16 protein-coding genes are annotated in these 17,372 nt (G+C 70.2%); 11 read left to right on the plus strand and 5 right to left on the minus strand.

What is annotated here, in order from left to right:
* Window positions 1-32 precede the first annotated feature (32 nt).
* Entirely contained in the window at window positions 33-401 is a 369-nt protein-coding gene (locus ACLJRL_RS35905) for a hypothetical protein (protein WP_410660824.1), read from the plus strand.
* A 15-nt stretch (window positions 402-416) separates the two neighbouring features.
* Here the strand turns inward: ACLJRL_RS35905 and ychF are convergent, their stop codons facing one another.
* Complete coding sequence (gene ychF / locus ACLJRL_RS35910; protein ID WP_410660825.1) at window positions 417-1,499, minus strand: redox-regulated ATPase YchF; 1,083 nt, start codon at window positions 1,497-1,499, stop codon at window positions 417-419.
* Window positions 1,500-1,613: 114 nt separating this feature from the next.
* On the opposite strand from ychF, the gene ACLJRL_RS35915 reads away from it, so the two are divergent.
* Window positions 1,614-3,080 carry a DNA-3-methyladenine glycosylase 2 family protein gene (locus tag ACLJRL_RS35915; protein ID WP_410660826.1) on the plus strand — a complete coding sequence of 489 codons (1,467 nt, stop codon included), beginning with the start codon at window positions 1,614-1,616 and terminating at the stop codon, window positions 3,078-3,080.
* A 10-nt stretch (window positions 3,081-3,090) separates the two neighbouring features.
* Window positions 3,091-3,591 carry a methylated-DNA--[protein]-cysteine S-methyltransferase gene (locus tag ACLJRL_RS35920; RefSeq protein WP_410660827.1) on the plus strand — a complete coding sequence of 167 codons (501 nt, stop codon included), beginning with the start codon at window positions 3,091-3,093 and terminating at the stop codon, window positions 3,589-3,591.
* An 85-nt stretch (window positions 3,592-3,676) separates the two neighbouring features.
* Here ACLJRL_RS35920 and ACLJRL_RS35925 read toward each other — a convergent pair whose 3' ends face one another.
* Together ACLJRL_RS35925 and ACLJRL_RS35930 are read right to left on the minus strand one after the other, a co-directional pair.
* On the minus strand, window positions 3,677-6,628 hold the full coding sequence (locus ACLJRL_RS35925; protein WP_410660828.1) for an AAA family ATPase: 2,952 nt from the start codon (window positions 6,626-6,628) through the stop codon (window positions 3,677-3,679).
* The gene (locus ACLJRL_RS35930; RefSeq protein ID WP_410660829.1) at window positions 6,625-7,776 is read right to left on the minus strand and encodes an exonuclease SbcCD subunit D; all 1,152 of its coding nucleotides are present in this window, start codon (window positions 7,774-7,776) and stop codon (window positions 6,625-6,627) included. The genes ACLJRL_RS35925 and ACLJRL_RS35930 overlap by 4 nt, the downstream gene beginning before the upstream one ends.
* A gap of 174 nt (window positions 7,777-7,950) precedes the next feature.
* Between ACLJRL_RS35930 and rmuC the strand changes: the two genes are divergently transcribed.
* Both rmuC and ACLJRL_RS35940 read left to right on the plus strand, forming a co-directional pair.
* A complete protein-coding gene (gene rmuC, locus ACLJRL_RS35935; RefSeq protein ID WP_410660830.1) occupies window positions 7,951-8,865 on the plus strand; it encodes a DNA recombination protein RmuC in 915 nt (304 codons plus the stop codon).
* Between the two features lie 704 nt (window positions 8,866-9,569).
* Window positions 9,570-10,463, plus strand: a complete 894-nt coding sequence (locus ACLJRL_RS35940) for a DUF6542 domain-containing protein (protein WP_410660831.1) — start codon at window positions 9,570-9,572, stop codon at window positions 10,461-10,463.
* Window positions 10,464-10,554: 91 nt separating this feature from the next.
* On the opposite strand, the gene ACLJRL_RS35945 is transcribed toward ACLJRL_RS35940, so the two are convergent.
* Window positions 10,555-11,568 carry a 4-hydroxy-3-methylbut-2-enyl diphosphate reductase gene (locus tag ACLJRL_RS35945; RefSeq protein ID WP_410660832.1) on the minus strand — a complete coding sequence of 338 codons (1,014 nt, stop codon included), beginning with the start codon at window positions 11,566-11,568 and terminating at the stop codon, window positions 10,555-10,557.
* 151 nt (window positions 11,569-11,719) lie between these two features.
* Between ACLJRL_RS35945 and ACLJRL_RS35950 the strand changes: the two genes are divergently transcribed.
* The 6 genes from ACLJRL_RS35950 (at window position 11,720) to ACLJRL_RS35975 (ending at window position 16,242) form a co-directional block, all read left to right on the plus strand.
* The gene (locus ACLJRL_RS35950; RefSeq protein WP_410660833.1) at window positions 11,720-12,406 is read left to right on the plus strand and encodes a lipid droplet-associated protein; all 687 of its coding nucleotides are present in this window, start codon (window positions 11,720-11,722) and stop codon (window positions 12,404-12,406) included.
* Window positions 12,403-13,665: an exodeoxyribonuclease VII large subunit gene (xseA, locus tag ACLJRL_RS35955; RefSeq protein ID WP_410660834.1), complete on the plus strand. Its 1,263-nt coding sequence runs from the start codon at window positions 12,403-12,405 to the stop codon at window positions 13,663-13,665. Before ACLJRL_RS35950 ends, xseA begins: the two co-directional genes overlap by 4 nt.
* Window positions 13,666-14,067, plus strand: coding sequence for a hypothetical protein (locus ACLJRL_RS35960; protein ID WP_410660835.1), 402 nt, complete (start codon window positions 13,666-13,668; stop codon window positions 14,065-14,067).
* On the plus strand, window positions 14,064-14,297 hold the full coding sequence (locus ACLJRL_RS35965; RefSeq protein WP_410660836.1) for an exodeoxyribonuclease VII small subunit: 234 nt from the start codon (window positions 14,064-14,066) through the stop codon (window positions 14,295-14,297). Before ACLJRL_RS35960 ends, ACLJRL_RS35965 begins: the two co-directional genes overlap by 4 nt.
* A gap of 85 nt (window positions 14,298-14,382) precedes the next feature.
* Window positions 14,383-15,453: a class II fructose-bisphosphatase gene (gene glpX / locus ACLJRL_RS35970; protein WP_410660837.1), complete on the plus strand. Its 1,071-nt coding sequence runs from the start codon at window positions 14,383-14,385 to the stop codon at window positions 15,451-15,453.
* Window positions 15,454-15,462: 9 nt separating this feature from the next.
* Window positions 15,463-16,242 (plus strand): S1 family peptidase, encoded by a 780-nt coding sequence (locus tag ACLJRL_RS35975; RefSeq protein WP_410660838.1) that lies wholly within the window; start codon window positions 15,463-15,465, stop codon window positions 16,240-16,242.
* A gap of 61 nt (window positions 16,243-16,303) precedes the next feature.
* On the opposite strand, the gene ACLJRL_RS35980 is transcribed toward ACLJRL_RS35975, so the two are convergent.
* A complete protein-coding gene (locus ACLJRL_RS35980; RefSeq protein ID WP_410660839.1) occupies window positions 16,304-17,293 on the minus strand; it encodes an NAD(P)/FAD-dependent oxidoreductase in 990 nt (329 codons plus the stop codon).
* Between the last annotated feature and the right edge of the window lie 79 nt (window positions 17,294-17,372).

The raw sequence follows: 17,372 nt of genomic DNA on the forward strand, positions 1-17,372 counted from the left end.
GTCGCGACGTCACGGCGTGATCGAATGGCCGCGTGAAGAAGACGAAACGTCAGCCCCTGCGGTTCCTCGTGATCGCACGGACGGCCCCCGGCCGGCACCCGCACCCCATGGAGGTGGCTGTGCACCCGGCCGGCTCTGCTTCACGCTTCTCGATCTCGTTGGGCGCGCATCCCGTGAACGCAGGCGGGCAGGTCGCCCTGTCCGCCGTGCTCGACGAGTCCCGGACCGGCCTCAATCCGGTCTGGGAAAAGGAGTTCGAGGCGGCGGAGCTGCACTGGGTGGTTCCCTACCTCGTTCGCCTCCAAGCCGGGGAGGACACGCCGGACGAGATCGTGGCGGCCTACACGGCGCGGCACGACAAGGCACCCGCGACGATCTTCCAGGACCGCCACGGCGTGTGATCACCCTGGGCGAGGTCAGACGTTGAAGCGGAACTCCACCACGTCGCCGTCGGACATGACGTAGTCCTTGCCCTCCATGCGCACCTTGCCCGCGGACCGGGCGGAAGCCATGGAACCGTTCTCGATCAGGTCGTCGAACGAGACGACCTCGGCCTTGATGAAGCCGCGCTCGAAGTCCGTGTGGATGACGCCGGCGGCCTGCGGGGCGGTCGCGCCCTGCGGGATCGTCCAGGCGCGGGACTCCTTCGGACCGGCGGTCAGGTAGGTCTGCAGGCCGAGAGTGTGGAAACCGGCGCGCGCCAGCGAGTACAGGCCGGGCTCGTGCTGGCCGACCGACTCGAGCAGTTCGCGCACCGACTCCTCGTCGTCCAGTTCCAGCAGCTCGAATTCGACCTTCGCGTCGAGGAACACCGCGTCCGCGGGGGCGACCATCTTGGCCAGCTCTTCGCGACGGGCCTCGTCGGTGAGGATGCCTTCGTCGGCGTTGAAGACGTAGAGGAACGGCTTCGTGGTGAGCAGGCTCAGCTCGCGCAGCGCCTCGAAGTCGACCTCCTTCTGCGCCTGGAACAGGGTCCGGCCCCCGTCGAGGATCTCCTTGGCCTTGACCGCGTTGTCGAGGGCGGGCTTGGCTTCCTTCTTGGTCCGCGCCTCCTTCTCGAGCCGGTGCAGCGCCTTGTCGAGCGTCTGCAGGTCGGCGAGGATCAGCTCGGTGTTGATCGTCTCGATGTCGCTCGCCGGGTCGATCCGGTCGTCGACGTGGATCACGTCCGGGTCGTCGAACACCCGGACGACCTGGCAGATCGCGTTGGCCTCGCGGATGTTCGCGAGGAACTTGTTACCGAGCCCGGCGCCCTCGGACGCGCCCTTCACGATGCCCGCGATGTCCACAAAGGACACGACGGCGGGCACGATCCGCTCGGAGCCGAAGACCCCGGCGAGCTTGTCCAGCCGCGGGTCCGGCAGCGGGACGACGCCGACGTTGGGCTCGATCGTCGCGAACGGGTAGTTCGCGGCGAGCACGTCGTTGCGGGTCAGCGCGTTGAACAGGGTGGACTTGCCGACGTTGGGCAGGCCGACGATGCCGAGGGTGAGACTCACGGGCGAGAAGTCTACGTGGCGCCGCCCCGGCGGCCGGTGCCGGTCGGCGGGGCCTTGATCGCCGTGTCGGATTTCCGCCAGCCGAGCCCCCGACCTGGTGGCACCATCGATGTCATGACCGAGCAGATCCTGACCGAGCGGGCCGTGTGGCGCGACACCGAACGGTGCTACCGCGCCGTCGCCGCCCGTGACTCCCGGTTCGACGGCCAGTTCATCATGGCCGTGGCCACCACCGGGATCTATTGCCGCCCCTCCTGCCCCGCGTCGACGCCGAAGCAGCAGAACGTCCGTTTCTACCCGACGTCGGCCGCCGCGCAGTCCAACGGCTTCCGCGCCTGCCGCCGATGCCTTCCCGACGCCGTCCCCGGCTCGCCCGACTGGGACATCCGGGCCGACCTCGCCGCCCGGGCGATGCGGCTCATCTCGGACGGGACCGTCGAGCGCGACGGCGTCCCGGGGCTGGCGCGACGGCTCGGCTACTCGGAACGCCAGCTCGGGCGCGTGCTCACCGCGGAACTCGGCGCCGGGCCGCTGGCGCTGGCCAGGGCGCACCGGGCGCATTCGGCGCGGCTGCTGATCGAGATGTCCGAGCTCCCGCTGACCGACGTCGCGTTCGCGGCCGGGTTCTCCAGCGTCCGGCAGTTCAACGAGACGATCCGCGAGGTGTTCGCGACAACGCCTTCGCAGCTACGCGCCGCGAGCCTGCGTCGCGGGCGTCGCAAGGCCGACAAGAACAGCCCCTTCGAGACGCCGACCGGGACCCGGCTGAGCCTGCGGTTGCCGTTCCGCAAGCCGTTCGACGCGGACGGCGTGCTGACCTTCCTGGCCGACCGGATCGTGCCCGGCGTCGAGCATGTGACGCGTGACGCCGCCGGGGTGACCGGTTACGGGCGCACACTGCGGCTCGCGCACGGCTCCGGCGTGGTGTGGCTGACGGCGAAGGACGACTACGTCCTCTGCGACCTGCGGCTCACCGATCTGCGCGACCTGAGCAGCGCGGTGGCCAGGGTGCGGCGGCTGCTCGATCTCGACGCCGACCCCGAGGCCGTCACCCGGGTCCTCGGCGCCGATCCGGCGCTCGCGCCGCTGGTGGAGGCGATCCCCGGCATCCGGGTGCCCGGCGCCGTCGACGGTGACGAACTCGTGCTGCGCGCGATGCTGGACCCGGCCGACGCGGCTTCGCTCGCCGACGCCCTCGGCGACCGCGTACCCAGCTGCGACGAGTCACTGGAAGGGGTGACCACCCTGTTCCCGACGGCCGCCCGGATCGCCGAACACGGTCCGGCCGAGATCGTCGCGGTCGCCGCCGCGCTGGCGGACGGCGTTTCGGTCCACGTCGGCCGCGATCCGGTGGAGTTACGGGCGGAGCTGCTCGAACTCCCCGGGATCGGGCCGTGGACCGCGGACTATGTCCTGATGCGCGTCCTGGGCGCACCGGACGTCCTGCTGACCGGCGATCCGGCGCTGCGCCGAGGCGCGGCCGCACTGGGAATCGCAGACGACGTGAAGACGCTGGCCGAACGAGCGCGGGCCTGGCAGCCCTGGTCCTCGTACGCCGGCATGTACTTGTGGCGAGCTTGAAAGGGAGACGATGAACATCGCGTACTGGTCCACAATGGACACGAAGATCGGACCGTTCACCGCCGTGGTGGCGGGAGACGGGGCCGTGCTCGCCTCGGGCTGGACCGGCGAGGTCGGCGAACTGACACCGCTGATCTCGCCGTCGCTGGCCCCCGGCGAGGTGAAGGAACGGCGGGACCTCGGGCCGGTGAGCACCGCGATCCGTCGGTACCACGACGGAGACCTCGACGCCGTCGCCGACATCGAGGTTCGGCAGCGGTCAGGCACTTTCCGGGAGCACGCCTGGGAAATCCTGCGGAAGGTGCCCGCCGGGGAGCCGGTGAGCTACGCCGAATACGCGGCGCTGGCGGGGAATCCGTCGGCGGTGCGGGCGGCCGCGTCGGCGTGCGCGAAGAACGCGGCGGCGCTGTTCGTGCCGTGCCACCGGGTGGTGCGGACCGGCGGCGCCGTGGGCAACTTCCGGTGGGGTGTGGCGGCGAAGCAGTGGCTGCTGACCCACGAAGCCGTCTGAGTCCCTCTCGCGCGCTATGAACGACTCGTTACTTGCAAATTTTGCAAGTAACGAGTCGTTCATAGCATTTCTGGGAGTGAGGGCGTCAGGCGGCGTGGATCTCCAGCTTCGAGCCCGTACGCGCCTTCCGGACCCGCAAGCGCGTAGGGATCCGCTGCCGCAGTTCCTCGACGTGCGACACCAGGCCGACGACGCGGCCGCCGGCGCGAAGCTCGTCGAGGATGTTCATGACGATGTCGAGCGTCTCGGCGTCCAGCGTGCCGAAGCCCTCGTCGATGAACAGCGTGTCCAGCAGCGCTCCGCCGGTTTCGGCGGCGACCACGTCGGCGAGACCCAGCGCCAGTGAGAGGGACGCGAGGAAGGACTCGCCGCCCGACAGTGTCTTCGCGGGCCGGATGGCGCCGGAGTAGTCGTCGAGCACGTCGAGTCCGAGGCCGCCGCGTGTACCGCGAGCGCCGGCCGCGTCGGAGTGTACGAAGGAGTAGCGGCCCTGGCTCATCGTCCGCAGGCGGGCGGTCGCGGCCACCGCTACCTCCTCCAGCCGGGCGGCCAGGACGTACGAGCGCAGCGACATCTTCCGCGCGTTCTGCCCGCGCCCGTTGACCACCTCGGCCAGCGTCTTCAGTTCGAGGTACTGCTCCTCGACCGGGGCCAGGTCCGCCATCACGGACGTCATCCGCTCGGCCAGTTTCGTCAGGTCGGTGTGCCGGGACGTCGCCGCGCGCAGGGCCACGAGTGACTGTTCGGCTTCGCCACGGGTCGCCTGCGCCGCGTCCTCCGAGGCCGCGACGTCGATCTCGTCCTCCGGCGCGATGCCGAACAACTCCGGTTCGGCGAGGGTCCGGCGTTCGGTCTTCTCCATGACCTTGGCGTCGGCGAGGCTCGTCTCCAGTTTCACGATCAGCTCGTCGGGCCGCGACGCCGCGCGCATGGCGTCGAGGTCCGCGAATCCCTTGGCCCGCAACGCTTCCTTGACCAGTTTCGCCTGTTCGTCACGCCGTTCGGCCGCGCCGAAGACAGCGAGCCGCGCTTCGGCCAGCGCTTCGAGGCGGGCCGAAAAGCCCAGCAGGTGCTTCCGCCGGGCCCCGACATCGGCGAACTCGCCGCGCGCGGTCTCCAGGCGGATCCGCCGTTCTTCCAGCCGTTCGCCGAGGGCGCGGACCTCGGCCGCGACCTCGACCGCACGCCGCTCGGCCGCGCCACGCTGTTCGGTCAGCTGCTCGATTTTCCGTTCCAGGGCACCGAGCTGGGTCTCGAGAGCGGGCTTCCGGCGAGCCGTCTCCGACCAGGCGGCGACCAGATCGCGCGCCTCGCCGAGCCCGGCCCGCAGTGTTTCCGCGGTGTGCTCGCCCAGCCGCTCGACCAGAACGGCCAGGCGATTCTCGACTTCCTGCAACGCGGCTTTCGCCTTCTCACGCCGCATGTGTGCCTGCTGCTCCGCGGCTTCGGCGCGGCGTTCGTCCTCGGGATCGACGAGACCCCCGGTATGCGTCGCCGGAGACGGATGCTCCGTCGCCCCGCAGACAGGGCAGTTCTCGCCCGCGTGGAGACCGGAGGCGAGTTCGGCCGCCATCCCGTCGAGGCGCCGCTCCCGCAGGTCCAGCCGGTGCTGACGGGCCTGCTGGTGGCCGTCCACGGCCTCGGTGACCGCTACACGCGCCCTCTCGACGACCTGTCGGCCCTTCGGTATCGCGTCGGCGTCGCGGACCAGCGCGGTCAGCTCGTCGACACGGGTGCGGGCGCCGTCGAGCTTCGCTTCGGCCTCAGCGGCAGCGAGCCCTTCGGCACGCAATGCCACGACCTTCTCCGGCGCGGTGTCCAGTTCGGCGACGAAGTCTCCGGCTTGCTTCTTCGCCTTTTCGACGGCGGCGTTCAGCTGGTCGCGGCGAACCAGATCTCGTTGCTGCTGCTCGCTTTCGGCCACGAGCTCGGCGAGCGCGCCGGCGTCCTCGCGCAGCCCGCCGGCGCGAGCACGGAGCTCGGCGGCAGGGCTGTCCGCGGCGTCGGGTACTTCTTCGGCCCGGAGCACTTCGGTGGCTTCGGCTTCGGCGAGCTGATCCAGCCTGCGTTCGAGGAGGTCGGCTTCCGCGGCCACGCCCGCCGCCCGGTGAGCCGCCTCGACCTCTTCCGCCCACTCCGCGCGCTGATCCGCCTGTTCGGCGATCGCCGACAGCCGCGTGTAGGCGGTGCGCACCCGGCGGATGCGGTCGGCGGTGGACCGGTCCTCCTGCCAGACGGCCTCGGCGCTCTTGGCCGCGGTGCGCGCCTTCGTGTCCCGTTCCTGTGCCTGGGCGACGCGCTCGGTGGACTCCGTGAGCACCGCGCGGACCCACTCGGCCTGCCCTTCTTCGGGCGCTTCCTGCTGGGCGACCTGGGCGAACCGCGCGACCCATTCCCGCAAGGACTGCTGCCGCGTCTGCAGGTCACGGCCGCGTTCGGCCCGCAGGTTCGCGAACCAGTCCTCGACGTCGGAGAAACGCTCGGTGCCGAACAGCCGCTCCAGCAACTCCTCGCGCTCGGCCGTGTTCGCGCGCAGGAACCGCGCGAACTCGCCCTGCGGCAGCAGTACCACCTGGAAGAACTGCTCGTGCGTCATCCCGATGAGCCGCTCGATCGTGCGCGCGACCTCGTCGATCCGGGTGATGCCTTCGGCGACGTGCCCGGCCGGCACCGTGCCGACCCAGCTCAGCACCGCCTTCGCCTGCTGGGTGGTCATCCCCTCGCCGCGCCGCTTCGGCCGCTGGTACTCGGGGTTGCGCGCGATCCGCATCCGCTGGCCCTGCACGGTCAGTTCGAGGACGACCTCGGTGACCTGGTCATGATCCGCGAGATCGCAGCGCAGGCGCTTGACCTCGCCGCGAGCGCCGGGAACCGTGCCGAAGAGCGCGAACGCGATGGCGTCGAGCAGGGTCGTCTTCCCCGCGCCGGTATCGCCGTGCAGGAGGAACAGGCCGTCGGCGCCGAGGACGTCGAAGTCCACCACCTCGCGGCCCGCGTACGGTCCGAAAGCGGCGACCTCCAACCGATGCAGCCTCATACTTCGCGCTCCCTGCCCGCGGCGCCCAAGGCGGCCAGCACGAGGCGCTCCTCGCTCTCCGTGGGCGCGGATCCGCGGCAGTCCTCGAGGAAACTGCGCGTGATCTCGACGTCGGAACGGCCGCGGACAGCGTCGGCGTACTTCAACGCCAAGCCGTCGTGACCGCCTTCCGGCTGCCAGTCCAGGTGCACGGCGTGAGGGAACCGCTCACGCAGTTTGCGCATCGCGTCGACCGGGCGGACCCGGTCGGTCACGGTGAACGAGAGGAAATGTTCGGTGAGACCGTCGTGCTCGGGGTTCGCGAGCAGGTCCGCCAGCTCGCCTTTCAGCATGGCGAGATGCCGCGGCACCGGCAGCTCGTGCCGCCGGACTTCGGCCAGGCCTTCGGCGTCGAGATCCACCAGCCACACCGATTTCCGTTGGCGCGTCTCGGAAAACGAGTACGCCAGCGGACTGCCCGAATAGCGAAGATGCTCGGCGAGGGTCTGCGGGCCGTGCAGGTGGCCGAGTGCGACGTAATCGACGCCGTCGAACACCGAACCCGGCACCTGCTCGACACCGCCGACGGCGATGGTGCGCTCGGACGCGGTCGGCTCACCGCCGGTGACGAAGGCGTGCGCGAGCACCACCGAACGTGTTCCGGGCGGCCTGCCGGCGAGGTCGGCTCGGATCCGCCGCATCGCTTCGGTGAGGACGCCGGTGTGCCCGCGGGCCCCGGGTACCCCGAGGGCGTGACGCGCGGGCTCCGGTTCGAGGTACGGGATGCCGTAGAGGGCGACCTCGCCGTGTTCGTCGGGCAGCAGCACCGGCTCGGCGAGTCCGTCGATCGTGGCGCGCAGGTGCAGCCCGCCCGCCGCGGCGAAGTCGGCGAACGCGCCCAGCCGCGGCGCGGAATCGTGGTTGCCCGGCGTCATCACCAGCTGCGCCCCGGCCTGACGGAGCCTGCCCAGCGCGGTGGTGGCGACGCGGACGGCCTCCGCCGAGGGCACCGCGCGGTCGTAGATGTCCCCGGACACGAGCACGACGTCGACCGACTCGGCGACCACGAGGTCTGCGAGGTGCCCGAGCACGGCTTCTTGCTCGGCGAGCAGATCGGCGCCGTGGAACGTGCGGCCGATATGCCAGTCGGACGTGTGCAGGAGCTTCACGCAGCCCAAGGTAGGGCCGCACACCGACCGAAGAGGGGAGGCGCGCCCTTGGCGGCGCCGCGCTTTCCGACACGCCGGGGACCACGCAGGTCAGATACGGAGCGCGACCGGCCGATCCGGTTTTGTCGGTGGGTTCCGCCATGATGTCCCCGACTCGGATCCAGGGAGGTACCGGTGGCGACGGTGATCACCACCGCGGCCGTCGTGCTCGCGTTGCTGCTGCTCGTCGCGGTCGCGCTGTTGTGGCGGCTGTACAACGACGGCATGCGGCGGGCGGACGCCGCGGCGAAACTGGTCGCCGCCGAACGCGGCAAGGCGGATCAGCAGCAGCTCGCGCTGCGCCGGTACGAGGTGGCGTTCGCCTCGATCAGCGGCCGCGGTGAGCTCGGCGAACAGGTGCTGCTCGAAACCGCCCGCGCGCTCGGGCTCCGCGAGGAACTGCACTTCACCCTGCAGACCGATCTCGCCGGCGGTGGCGCCGCGAAACCCGACATGGTGCTGCGGGTCGGCGGCGGGCGCACGGTGCCGGTCGACGCCAAGGCCAGCATGGCGTGCTGGGCCGAAGCGGTGGAAACGAACGATCCCGAGGAGCGGCTGGACGCGCTCCGCGTCCACGTCCGGCAACTGCGGTCGCGGGCGGCCGAACTGGCGGGCAAGGGCTATCAGCGCTGGGCCGACGCGATCTACGGGACGATCATGTTCGTCCCGTCCGACGCCGCCGTGGTGGCCGCGCTCGACACCGACCCCGAACTGCTGCGCTGGATGCTGGACCGGCGGGTGTTCGTCTGCGGTCCGACCGGGTTCGCCGTCCTGGCGTCCGCCGCGCTGTTCGCCGCGACCGAGCGGGCCCTGGTCGAAGACGTCGAGCAGGTCCGGGCCGGGGCGGCCGCCGCGCACCGGGCGGCGGGCAACGCGGTCGACGCGCTCAACCTGTCGAGCACCCACCTGCAGCGCTTCATCTCCGCGCGGCGCCGAGAACTGGAGGCGCTCGAGAGCTTCCGGAGCACCGTCTCGCCGCTGACCGACGCGGCGGGCAGCCCCGCGCAGGTGCCGATGATCAGGAAGGCGGACGAACTCCCGGCCTCGTGAATGGCGATGACGGTTCTAAGGGGACGCTCACTTGTGCACCTACGGCCGTGACGGCGTTCCGTGTGGTCACGGGGCTGACGATGTAGGAATTGGGACACTCAACGTCCCAATTCCTACATCGTCGCGTGGTGGTCTGAGTGTCTCTCCGGACCGAGGGGGTGTGGGGATTTGGGGACATCTGACGATGCTGTCGGCGAATTCGTGGCCGGGACGGGTGTGCGTCGATGGACGTCACCCGTGATTGGACGGCGATCACGCGTGATCGCCGTCTGGACACGCGTGATCGCCGTCCAAACACGCGCGTCCTCCCTCAGCTCACGCGACAACCAGGGGATCTTCCACTCGGCCACGAATTCGCCAACAGCATCATCTGACGTCCCTATTTCCACACAGCTCCCGCGTCTCGGTCCACACGATCCCGGTTCAGGGCGGATACGGGCGCGAGTGGGGAGGATTCGAGCCTCTGGACGGCCCAAATCTTCCCCACTCCCGGCCTCGTGAGTGGTCCAGGCCCTGTCTGACCTGCGGTTCCGGAACCCGTGGTTCCGGTTCGCCGCTCACGACAACCTTGTCGCCCGGTCGCACGTACTACCTCCAGGAGGCCCCCGGACAGTCCGTCCGGGTGGTCCGGAATGACCACTACCAGGCGATAGACATACCGCCTGTTGGCGGTATGCCCGCTGCTTGGATATACGGTGGAGCCTGTGACCGCGATTCGCGATCGCCAGAGCGATCCTGATGCCGACGACGTTCCCGTTTCCTGGGACGAGCGTCCCCTCGTCGGCGCCAGGCGTGGGTTGCCCTGGTGGGCGGCCGTCCTGGTGGGCTTCGGGCTCGCCATCCTTGGCGCCTTCGTCGACATGATGATGCAGAAGGAACTGGGGCTGCTGTTCAAGGCGTGCTACGCGCTCGGCGCGGTGGCCGCCGTGGTGGCCGTGCAGCGCCGAGGGCTGTTCGGCCCGATGGTGCAGCCGCCCCTGGTCCTGGCCGTGACCGTCCCGGGGGTCATCCTTCTGACCTCGGACGGGAGCAAGGGCACCGATCTGCTGTCGAGAGCGTTCGACGTCGGCACCCCCCTGATCAAGGGCTTCCCGACGATGGCCATCACCACCGGCGTCACGCTGGCGATCGGCATCTTCCGGATCTACCGCGAACGCGACCCGAACGCCCCGGTGAAGGTGAAGGGGAACACCAAGCCGGAACGCCGTGAAGACGCGCGTCGCGACGAAGCCAAGCCCGCTGTCCGGCCCGCCGCCGCCGCGGCAGGCCGGGGCCGTCCGGGCGCCCGGACCGGGCAGACTCCGCCCCCGCCGTCGCGCCGTGGTGGTGCGCCCCGGGACGACGCTCCGCCGCGCCGCCGCCCCGCCGAGGACGAGCGCCGTCCTCGTCGCGAGGCCGAACCCGGTGCGCGCAAACCTCCTCCTCCCGGACGCCAGCCTCGTCGTCCGCGGCCGGAAGACGGCGGCGAACCCCGCCGCCGCGACCCCCGTGGCGAAAGCGCTCCGGGTGCCCCGCGCCGCCGTCCGCCGCGTGCGGACGACCCGCGCCGCGGTGGTCAGCCGCCCCGCCGCTCCCGCCCCTGGGACGACGAGCGCTGAGAGCAAGGGACCTTTGCTCCCGCGCAACCCTCTGAGCAGTGAAAAGGGCCGTTCGAGAAGTTCTCGAACGGCCCTTTTCCGGTCTTGAGGGTCAGGCCTTGCCGGCCTTCCGCAGCTCGTGCGGCAGTGCGAACGCGATCTTCTCGTTCGCCGTGGTGACCTCGTCGACGCTGTCCCAGCCGCGCTCGGCCAGCCACTTCAGCAGGTCCATGACCAGGATCTCCGGGACCGAAGCGCCGCTCGTGACGCCGACGGTCTCAACGCCTTCGAGCCAGGCTTCGTCGACCTCTTTCGCGAAGTCGATCAGGTACGACGCGCGCGCTCCGGCCTTCAGCGCGACCTCGACCAGCCGCTTCGAGTTGGACGAGTTCGTCGAGCCGACCACCAGCACCAGGTCGCACTCGGCGGCCATGGCCTTGACCGCGACCTGGCGGTTCGTGGTGGCGTAGCAGATGTCGTCGCTGGGCGGGTCGGCCAGACCGGGGAAGCGGTCACGCAACTGGTCGACGCGCTCCATGGTCTCGTCCACCGAAAGAGTGGTCTGCGAGAGCCAGATGACCTTCGAGGGGTCGCGGACATGGACCTTGTCGACGTCTTCGGCGGTGTCGACGAGCTGCACCTTGTCGGGAGCCTCGCCTGCGGTGCCTTCGACCTCTTCGTGGCCTTCGTGGCCGATGAGCAGGATGTCGTAGTCGTCCTTCGCGAACCGGTTGACCTCCTTGTGCACCTTCGTCACCAGGGGGCAGGTCGCGTCGATGGTCCGCAGGTTGCGCTCGGCGGCCTCGGCGTGCACCGCGGGCGAGATGCCGTGCGCGGAGAACACCACCAGTTCGCCTTCCGGCACCTCGGAGGTCTCGTCGACGAAGATCACGCCGCGATCGCGCAGGGTCTCCACGACGTGCCGGTTGTGCACGATCTCCTTGCGCACGTACACGGGTGCGCCATAGAGCTCGAGTGCCTTTTCGACGGCGATGACGGCGCGATCGACGCCCGCGCAGTAGCCACGAGGCTTGGCGAGAAGGACACGTTTGCCACCTGCCGGCACACCGGATTCGGTGATCGTCGGGCTGCCGGCGGGCGTGATTCCGGGACTCGCTGAACTCATGCCCCCAGGGTACGGCCTGTGCCGGGGGCTCCTCGCACTCACGTTCAGGTGACCTGCACACCCCCCGAAAGGATGTGCGTGGAGTCACGTCCGGTAAGCCGACCCACCCGTTCGGTTGGGCAGGATGGACCAGATACGGCAGGCTAGACGTATGAAGCCTCTCCCGCTCCCCCTCCGGGTCGCCGCGGGCCTCGCCGCCACCACCGCCGAGCGGGTTCGCGATCTCCCCAAGCAGCTCACCGGGCTCCCCGTCACCGTGGTCAGCCAGGTGCTCCAGTTCTCCATGCGCGTGCAGCAGCAGGTCACCGAGCTCGCCATCAAGGGCGACGACGTGCTGTCGGGCCTTCGCCCGGTCGAGGACGCACCCAGCTGGGCCACCTTCGACGAAGATCTCCCGCCGGACGTGAACGAACGCCGGTACGAGCGCGACTCGTGCGTCATCCCGCTACGCGAGGACCACGAAGCCGCCGAGACCACCGTCCCCGCGCCGCGTGCCGAGTCCAACGGCCACCTCCGGGACCTCTCCGAGCTCGAACAGCTCACCGAAGACCCCTGGGCCGAGGAGGAGCGCGCGCTCGCCGAGGACCACGCCGACGGCTCGTTCGACACGGTGAGCGCCCCGGTCGATTCCGGCCCAGCCGGGCTGGACGACTACGACACGCTCACCCTGCCGCAGCTGCGGGCCCGCCTGCGCCGGTTCGACCTGACCCAGCTGGAAGAGCTGCTGACCTACGAACGGGGGAACGCCGACCGTCCGTCGTTCGTCGGCATGCTCGCCCGCCGGATCGGCAACGTGAAGAAGGCGGAAACAGACGGCGACAGCGCGGAAGGCCAGTGAGCGCCGAGCCCACTTCCTCCCCGGCGGGTCCGTCCACCTCCGCCGAGAACCCGTGGCCGGTCCGCACGGTCGCCCGCAAGGTCGGCGAGTGGATCAACCGGCTCGGCGCGGTCTGGGTGGAGGGTCAGGTCACGCAGATCTCGGCCCGCCAAGGCACCAACACCGCGTTCCTGACGCTGCGCGACCCGTCGGCGGACGTCTCGATGTCCGTCACCTGCCCGATGGGCCTGTTGCGCACGATCGAACCGCCGCTGCGTGAGGGCGCGAGCGTCGTCGTGCACGCGAAACCGACGTTCTTCATGAACCGGGGTTCGCTGAGCCTTCGCGCGAACGAGATCCGCGCGGTCGGCATCGGCGAACTGCTCGCGAGGATCGAGCGACTGCGACGGCTGCTGGCCGCCGAGGGCCTGTTCGCGCCCGAACGCAAACGGAAGCTCCCGTTCCTGCCGAAGGGAATCGGCCTGATCACCGGCCGCGCGTCGGCGGCGGAACGCGACGTGCTGGTGAACGCGCAGGCCCGCTGGCCGCATGTCGCGTTCAAGGTGATCAACACCGCCGTGCAGGGTTCGCTCGCGGTACCGCAGATCCTCCAGGCACTGTCCAAACTGGACCGTGACCCGGATATCGACGTCATCGTGATCGCCCGCGGCGGCGGCAGCGTGGAAGACCTGCTGCCGTTCTCCGACGAAGCCTTGTGCCGCGCGGTTTCCGCTGCCGGGACCCCGGTGGTCAGCGCCATCGGGCACGAGCCGGACACCCCGCTGCTCGACCACGTCGCCGACCTCCGCTGCTCGACGCCGACCGACGCCAGCAAGCGGATCGTGCCCGATGTCCGCGAGGAGACCCAGCGGGTCCGCCAGATGCGCGACCGCGGCCGCCGCGCGCTGCACGGCTGGGTGGACACCCAGGTCAGGCTGCTGACCCAGATGCGCAGCCGTCCCGTGCTCGCCGACCCGCTCGGCCCGATCCAGCGTCGCTTCGACGACGTCGAGATCCACCGCGAACGCGGGCGCCGCGCGATGCTCACCCTGCTCGCCAAGGATCAGGCGGAGATCGCCAGTGCCCGCGCGCGGCTGACCGCGCTCGGCCCGGCGGCGACGCTCGAACGCGGCTACGCGGTGGTGCAGTACACCGACTCCGAAGGCAACCTCCAGGTACTCCGGTCCGTCTCCGAAGTCGCGGACGGCGCGAATCTGCGCGTCCGCGTGGTCGACGGCGCGCTCGGCGCTGTCGTCTCAAGAGAGGCCGGAGGAGCGTAGGTGACGGCGAGTTTTCTGCCTTTGACCGTGGACGCCGCCCGGCGCGCCGACGCCACGGAAGTCCTGCGTACCGCGCTGCTGACCGACCGCACCGCCGCGGAATGCTGGACGGTGCTGCTGGCGGGCTGCGAATTCAGCACGAAGCGCGGACTGGACGCGCAACTGCGCAGGCTGTCGGAGGCCACCGCGGAGCACGTCGGCACCCGATGGTGGTTCGCGGACGGCTCCGGGCACCGTAAACGGGTGGCCCGGGCGCAGGAGAACCTCGTCGCGGCGATCGCGGAGGGTGACGGCCAGGAGTTCGCTCTCGCCTTCGTGGGTTACGACAATGCGATGGCCGGCGCGGTAGTCTGCGCGGGTATCGGCAGGCACCGACGTCCGGTGGGAGAGAGCACAGCGTGAGCAAAACCGGTGGGGAGACCGCCGAACTCGGCTACGAACAGGCCCGCGACAGGCTGGTCGAGGTCGTCCGCGAACTCGAAGCGGGCGGGCTGTCCCTGGAGCAGTCACTCGCTCTCTGGGAAAAGGGCGAGCAACTGGCGAAGGTCTGCGAACACCACCTCGAAGGCGCCCGCGAGCGGATCGAGGCCGCGCTGTCGTCGGTCGAAGACGAGACCGGCAACGGTCAGTGACGTTCACCATGCTCTCGAGCCACCGAACCGCCGTGGGTATCTGAGAGACTGGGACCCCGCCGAGTTCCCTGACCCGGGAGGCCTCATGCCCACCCCCACCCCGTCCGCCAGCTCTTCCCGACGCCGTGAAGCGCCCGACCGTAACCTCGCGATGGAACTGGTCCGCGTGACCGAGGCCGCCGCGATGGCCGCGGGCCGCTGGGTCGGGCGCGGGGACAAGATCGGCGGTGACGGCGCCGCAGTGGACGCGATGCGCCAGCTCGTCTCGACCGTCTCGATGCGCGGTGTCGTCGTCATCGGCGAAGGCGAGAAGGACGAAGCCCCGATGCTGTTCAACGGGGAAGAGGTCGGCAACGGCGACGGTCCGGACTGCGACGTCGCGGTCGATCCGGTCGACGGGACGACCCTGATGGCCAAGGGTATGCCGAACGCGCTGGCCGTGCTCGCGGTCGCCGAACGCGGCGCGATGTTCGACCCGTCCGCGGTGTTCTACATGGAGAAGCTCGCCGTCGGCCCGGACGCCGCCGGCAAGGTCGATCTGGCCGCCCCGGTCGCGGAGAACATCCGCCGGGTCGCGAAGGCCAAGAACTCCAGCGTTTCCGACGTCACCGTGTGCATCCTCGACCGGCCGCGCCACGAGCAGCTGATCAAGGAGGTCCGCGACGCGGGCGCCCGCATCCGGTTCATCTCCGACGGCGACGTCGCCGGCGCGATCGCCGCGGCCCGGCCGAGCACCGGCGTCGACATGCTGCTCGGCATCGGCGGCACCCCCGAAGGCATCATCGCGGCCTGCGCGATGAAGTGCCTCGGCGGCGAACTGCAGGGCCGCCTGTGGCCGAAGGACGACGCGGAGCGCGAGAAGGCACTGGCCGCGGGCCACGACCTCGACCGAGTGCTCGGCAACGACGACCTCGTCCGCGGCGACAACGTGTTCTTCTGCGCCACCGGCGTCACCGACGGCGACCTGCTGCGCGGCGTGCACTACCGCGCGGGCGGCGCGACCACCCAGTCGATCGTGATGCGCTCGAAGTCCGGCACCGTCCGGATGATCGACGGCTACCACCGGCTGACCAAGCTCCGCTCGTATTCCTCGGTCAACTTCGACGGCCACCTCGACGACTTTCTCGAAACCGACGCTGTTCCCCCGCTCCCCTAAGGAGAATCCGTGCTGAAGCGCGTGCTCGTGGTCTTGCTGGCGGCGATGGTCTTGACGCCGGTCGGGCAGGCCACGGGCGCGGGCGACCTCGTCGGGGGCAGAGACGCCGACGAGCCGTATCCGTTCATCGTTTCGCTGCATTCGGCGTCCGGTAAGGCTTTCTGCGCCGGTGCGCTGATCGCGCCGGACTGGCTGGTGACGGCCGGGCACTGCGTCGAAGGCAAGAACCCGGCGAATCTGAGCGCGCGGATCGGCAGCGCCGACAACACCCAGGGCGGCGAAATCGCGAAGCCGGCCGAGATCATCGTGAACCCGGCCTACAACCCCGATCCCGAGCACGCCGGCGGCGACCTCGCGCTGGTGCGGCTGGCCGCTCCGGTGCAGGCGGCCCCGATCACGATCGGGGCGGTCGTCGCGCCGGGCACGTCGACGCGTTTGCTCGGCTGGGGCCAGACCTGCCCGACTTCGGGCTGTGGCAAGGGCCCGGCGAAGCTGCAGCAACTGGACACGCAGATCGTCGAAGGCACGCGCTGCACGGCGAAGTTCGACGGCGCCGTCGAACTGTGCACCGACAACCCCGGCGGGAAATCGGGTTCGTGCTACGGCGATTCCGGCGGGCCGGAGATCGCCAAGGCGGCCGACAAGTGGACGCTGCTGGGCACGATCAGCCGTCCGGGTAACGCCGACCCGGTCTGCGCGACGTCGCCTTCCATCGCGACTTCAGTGGTAGCTTACGCGCAGTGGATCGCGGAGAAGATCACGCCGTCTACGCCCGCCCCGCCCGCCTGAAGTGCTATGAACGGCCCGTTACTTGCAAATTTTGCAAGTAACGGGCCGTTCATAGCGCGCGCTACTCCGCGTTGCTGGAGTGTCCCGGGAACAGATGCGCGTCCGGATCCAGCGCGACCGCGATGTTGTTGACCGCCGTCGCCGCTTCCCCGAACCCGGTCGCGATCAGCTTGACCTTCCCCGGGTACGCGGCGACGTCCCCGGCCGCGTAGACGCGATCCCGCGCGGTCGCCATGGTCGAGTCGACGGCGATCGCGCGGTGGTCGATCTGCAGCCCCCAGCTTTCGATCGGCCCCAGGTCGGCGGTGAAGCCGAGCGCGGCGACCACCGAATCGGCGGGCAGCACCTCGGGTTCGGCGCCCTTGACCTGGATTTCGACCTCCGCCAGCGCACCGGAGCGGTCGATGAACCGGGTGACTTCGGCGTCGGTGACGATCCGGACGCCGAGTTCTCGCGTCTGCCGCACGATGGATTCGGCGGCGCGGAACCGAGCGCGCCGGTGCACGAGGGTGACACTCGCGGCGACCGGGTGCAGGGCGAGCACCCAGTCGAAGGCGGAGTCCCCGCCGCCGACGACGACCACGTGGTGGCCGGCGTGCGCCTGCAGTGCGGGGACGAAGTGGACCATGCCGCGGCCGAGCCAGCCGTCGCCGGCGGGCAGCGGGCGCGGGGTGAACTCACCGATCCCGGCGGTGATCAGCACCGCTCCGGCACGGAGGGTCTCGCCGCCATCGAGGGTGACGGTGACGCCGCCGTCGACGCTTTCGAGTTTTTCGGCCTTCCGCCCCAGCAGATACGCGGGTTTCCACGGGGCCGCTTGATCGAGCAGGCCCTGTACCAGGTCACGCCCCCGGATCTCGGCGAATCCGGCGACGTCGTAGATCATCTTCTCCGGGTACATCGCGGTGACCTGTCCGCCCGCCTCCGGCAGGGAATCGACGACGGCCATCGAAAGGCCGCGGAAACCCGCGTAGTAGGCGGCGAACAGACCCGTCGGTCCGGCCCCGATGATGACGAGGTCGTACGACGTTTCCCCAGCGGGCTCGCTCATGGGCACTCTCCGGCCGGTGGTGGGCGGCGTGATCGAGAACACATTCGATCCTAGCGCTCGGCGTCCTCTCCCCGGGTGC

Source organism: Amycolatopsis sp. lyj-112, assembly GCF_046549055.1.
GTDB lineage: Bacteria > Actinomycetota > Actinomycetes > Mycobacteriales > Pseudonocardiaceae > Amycolatopsis.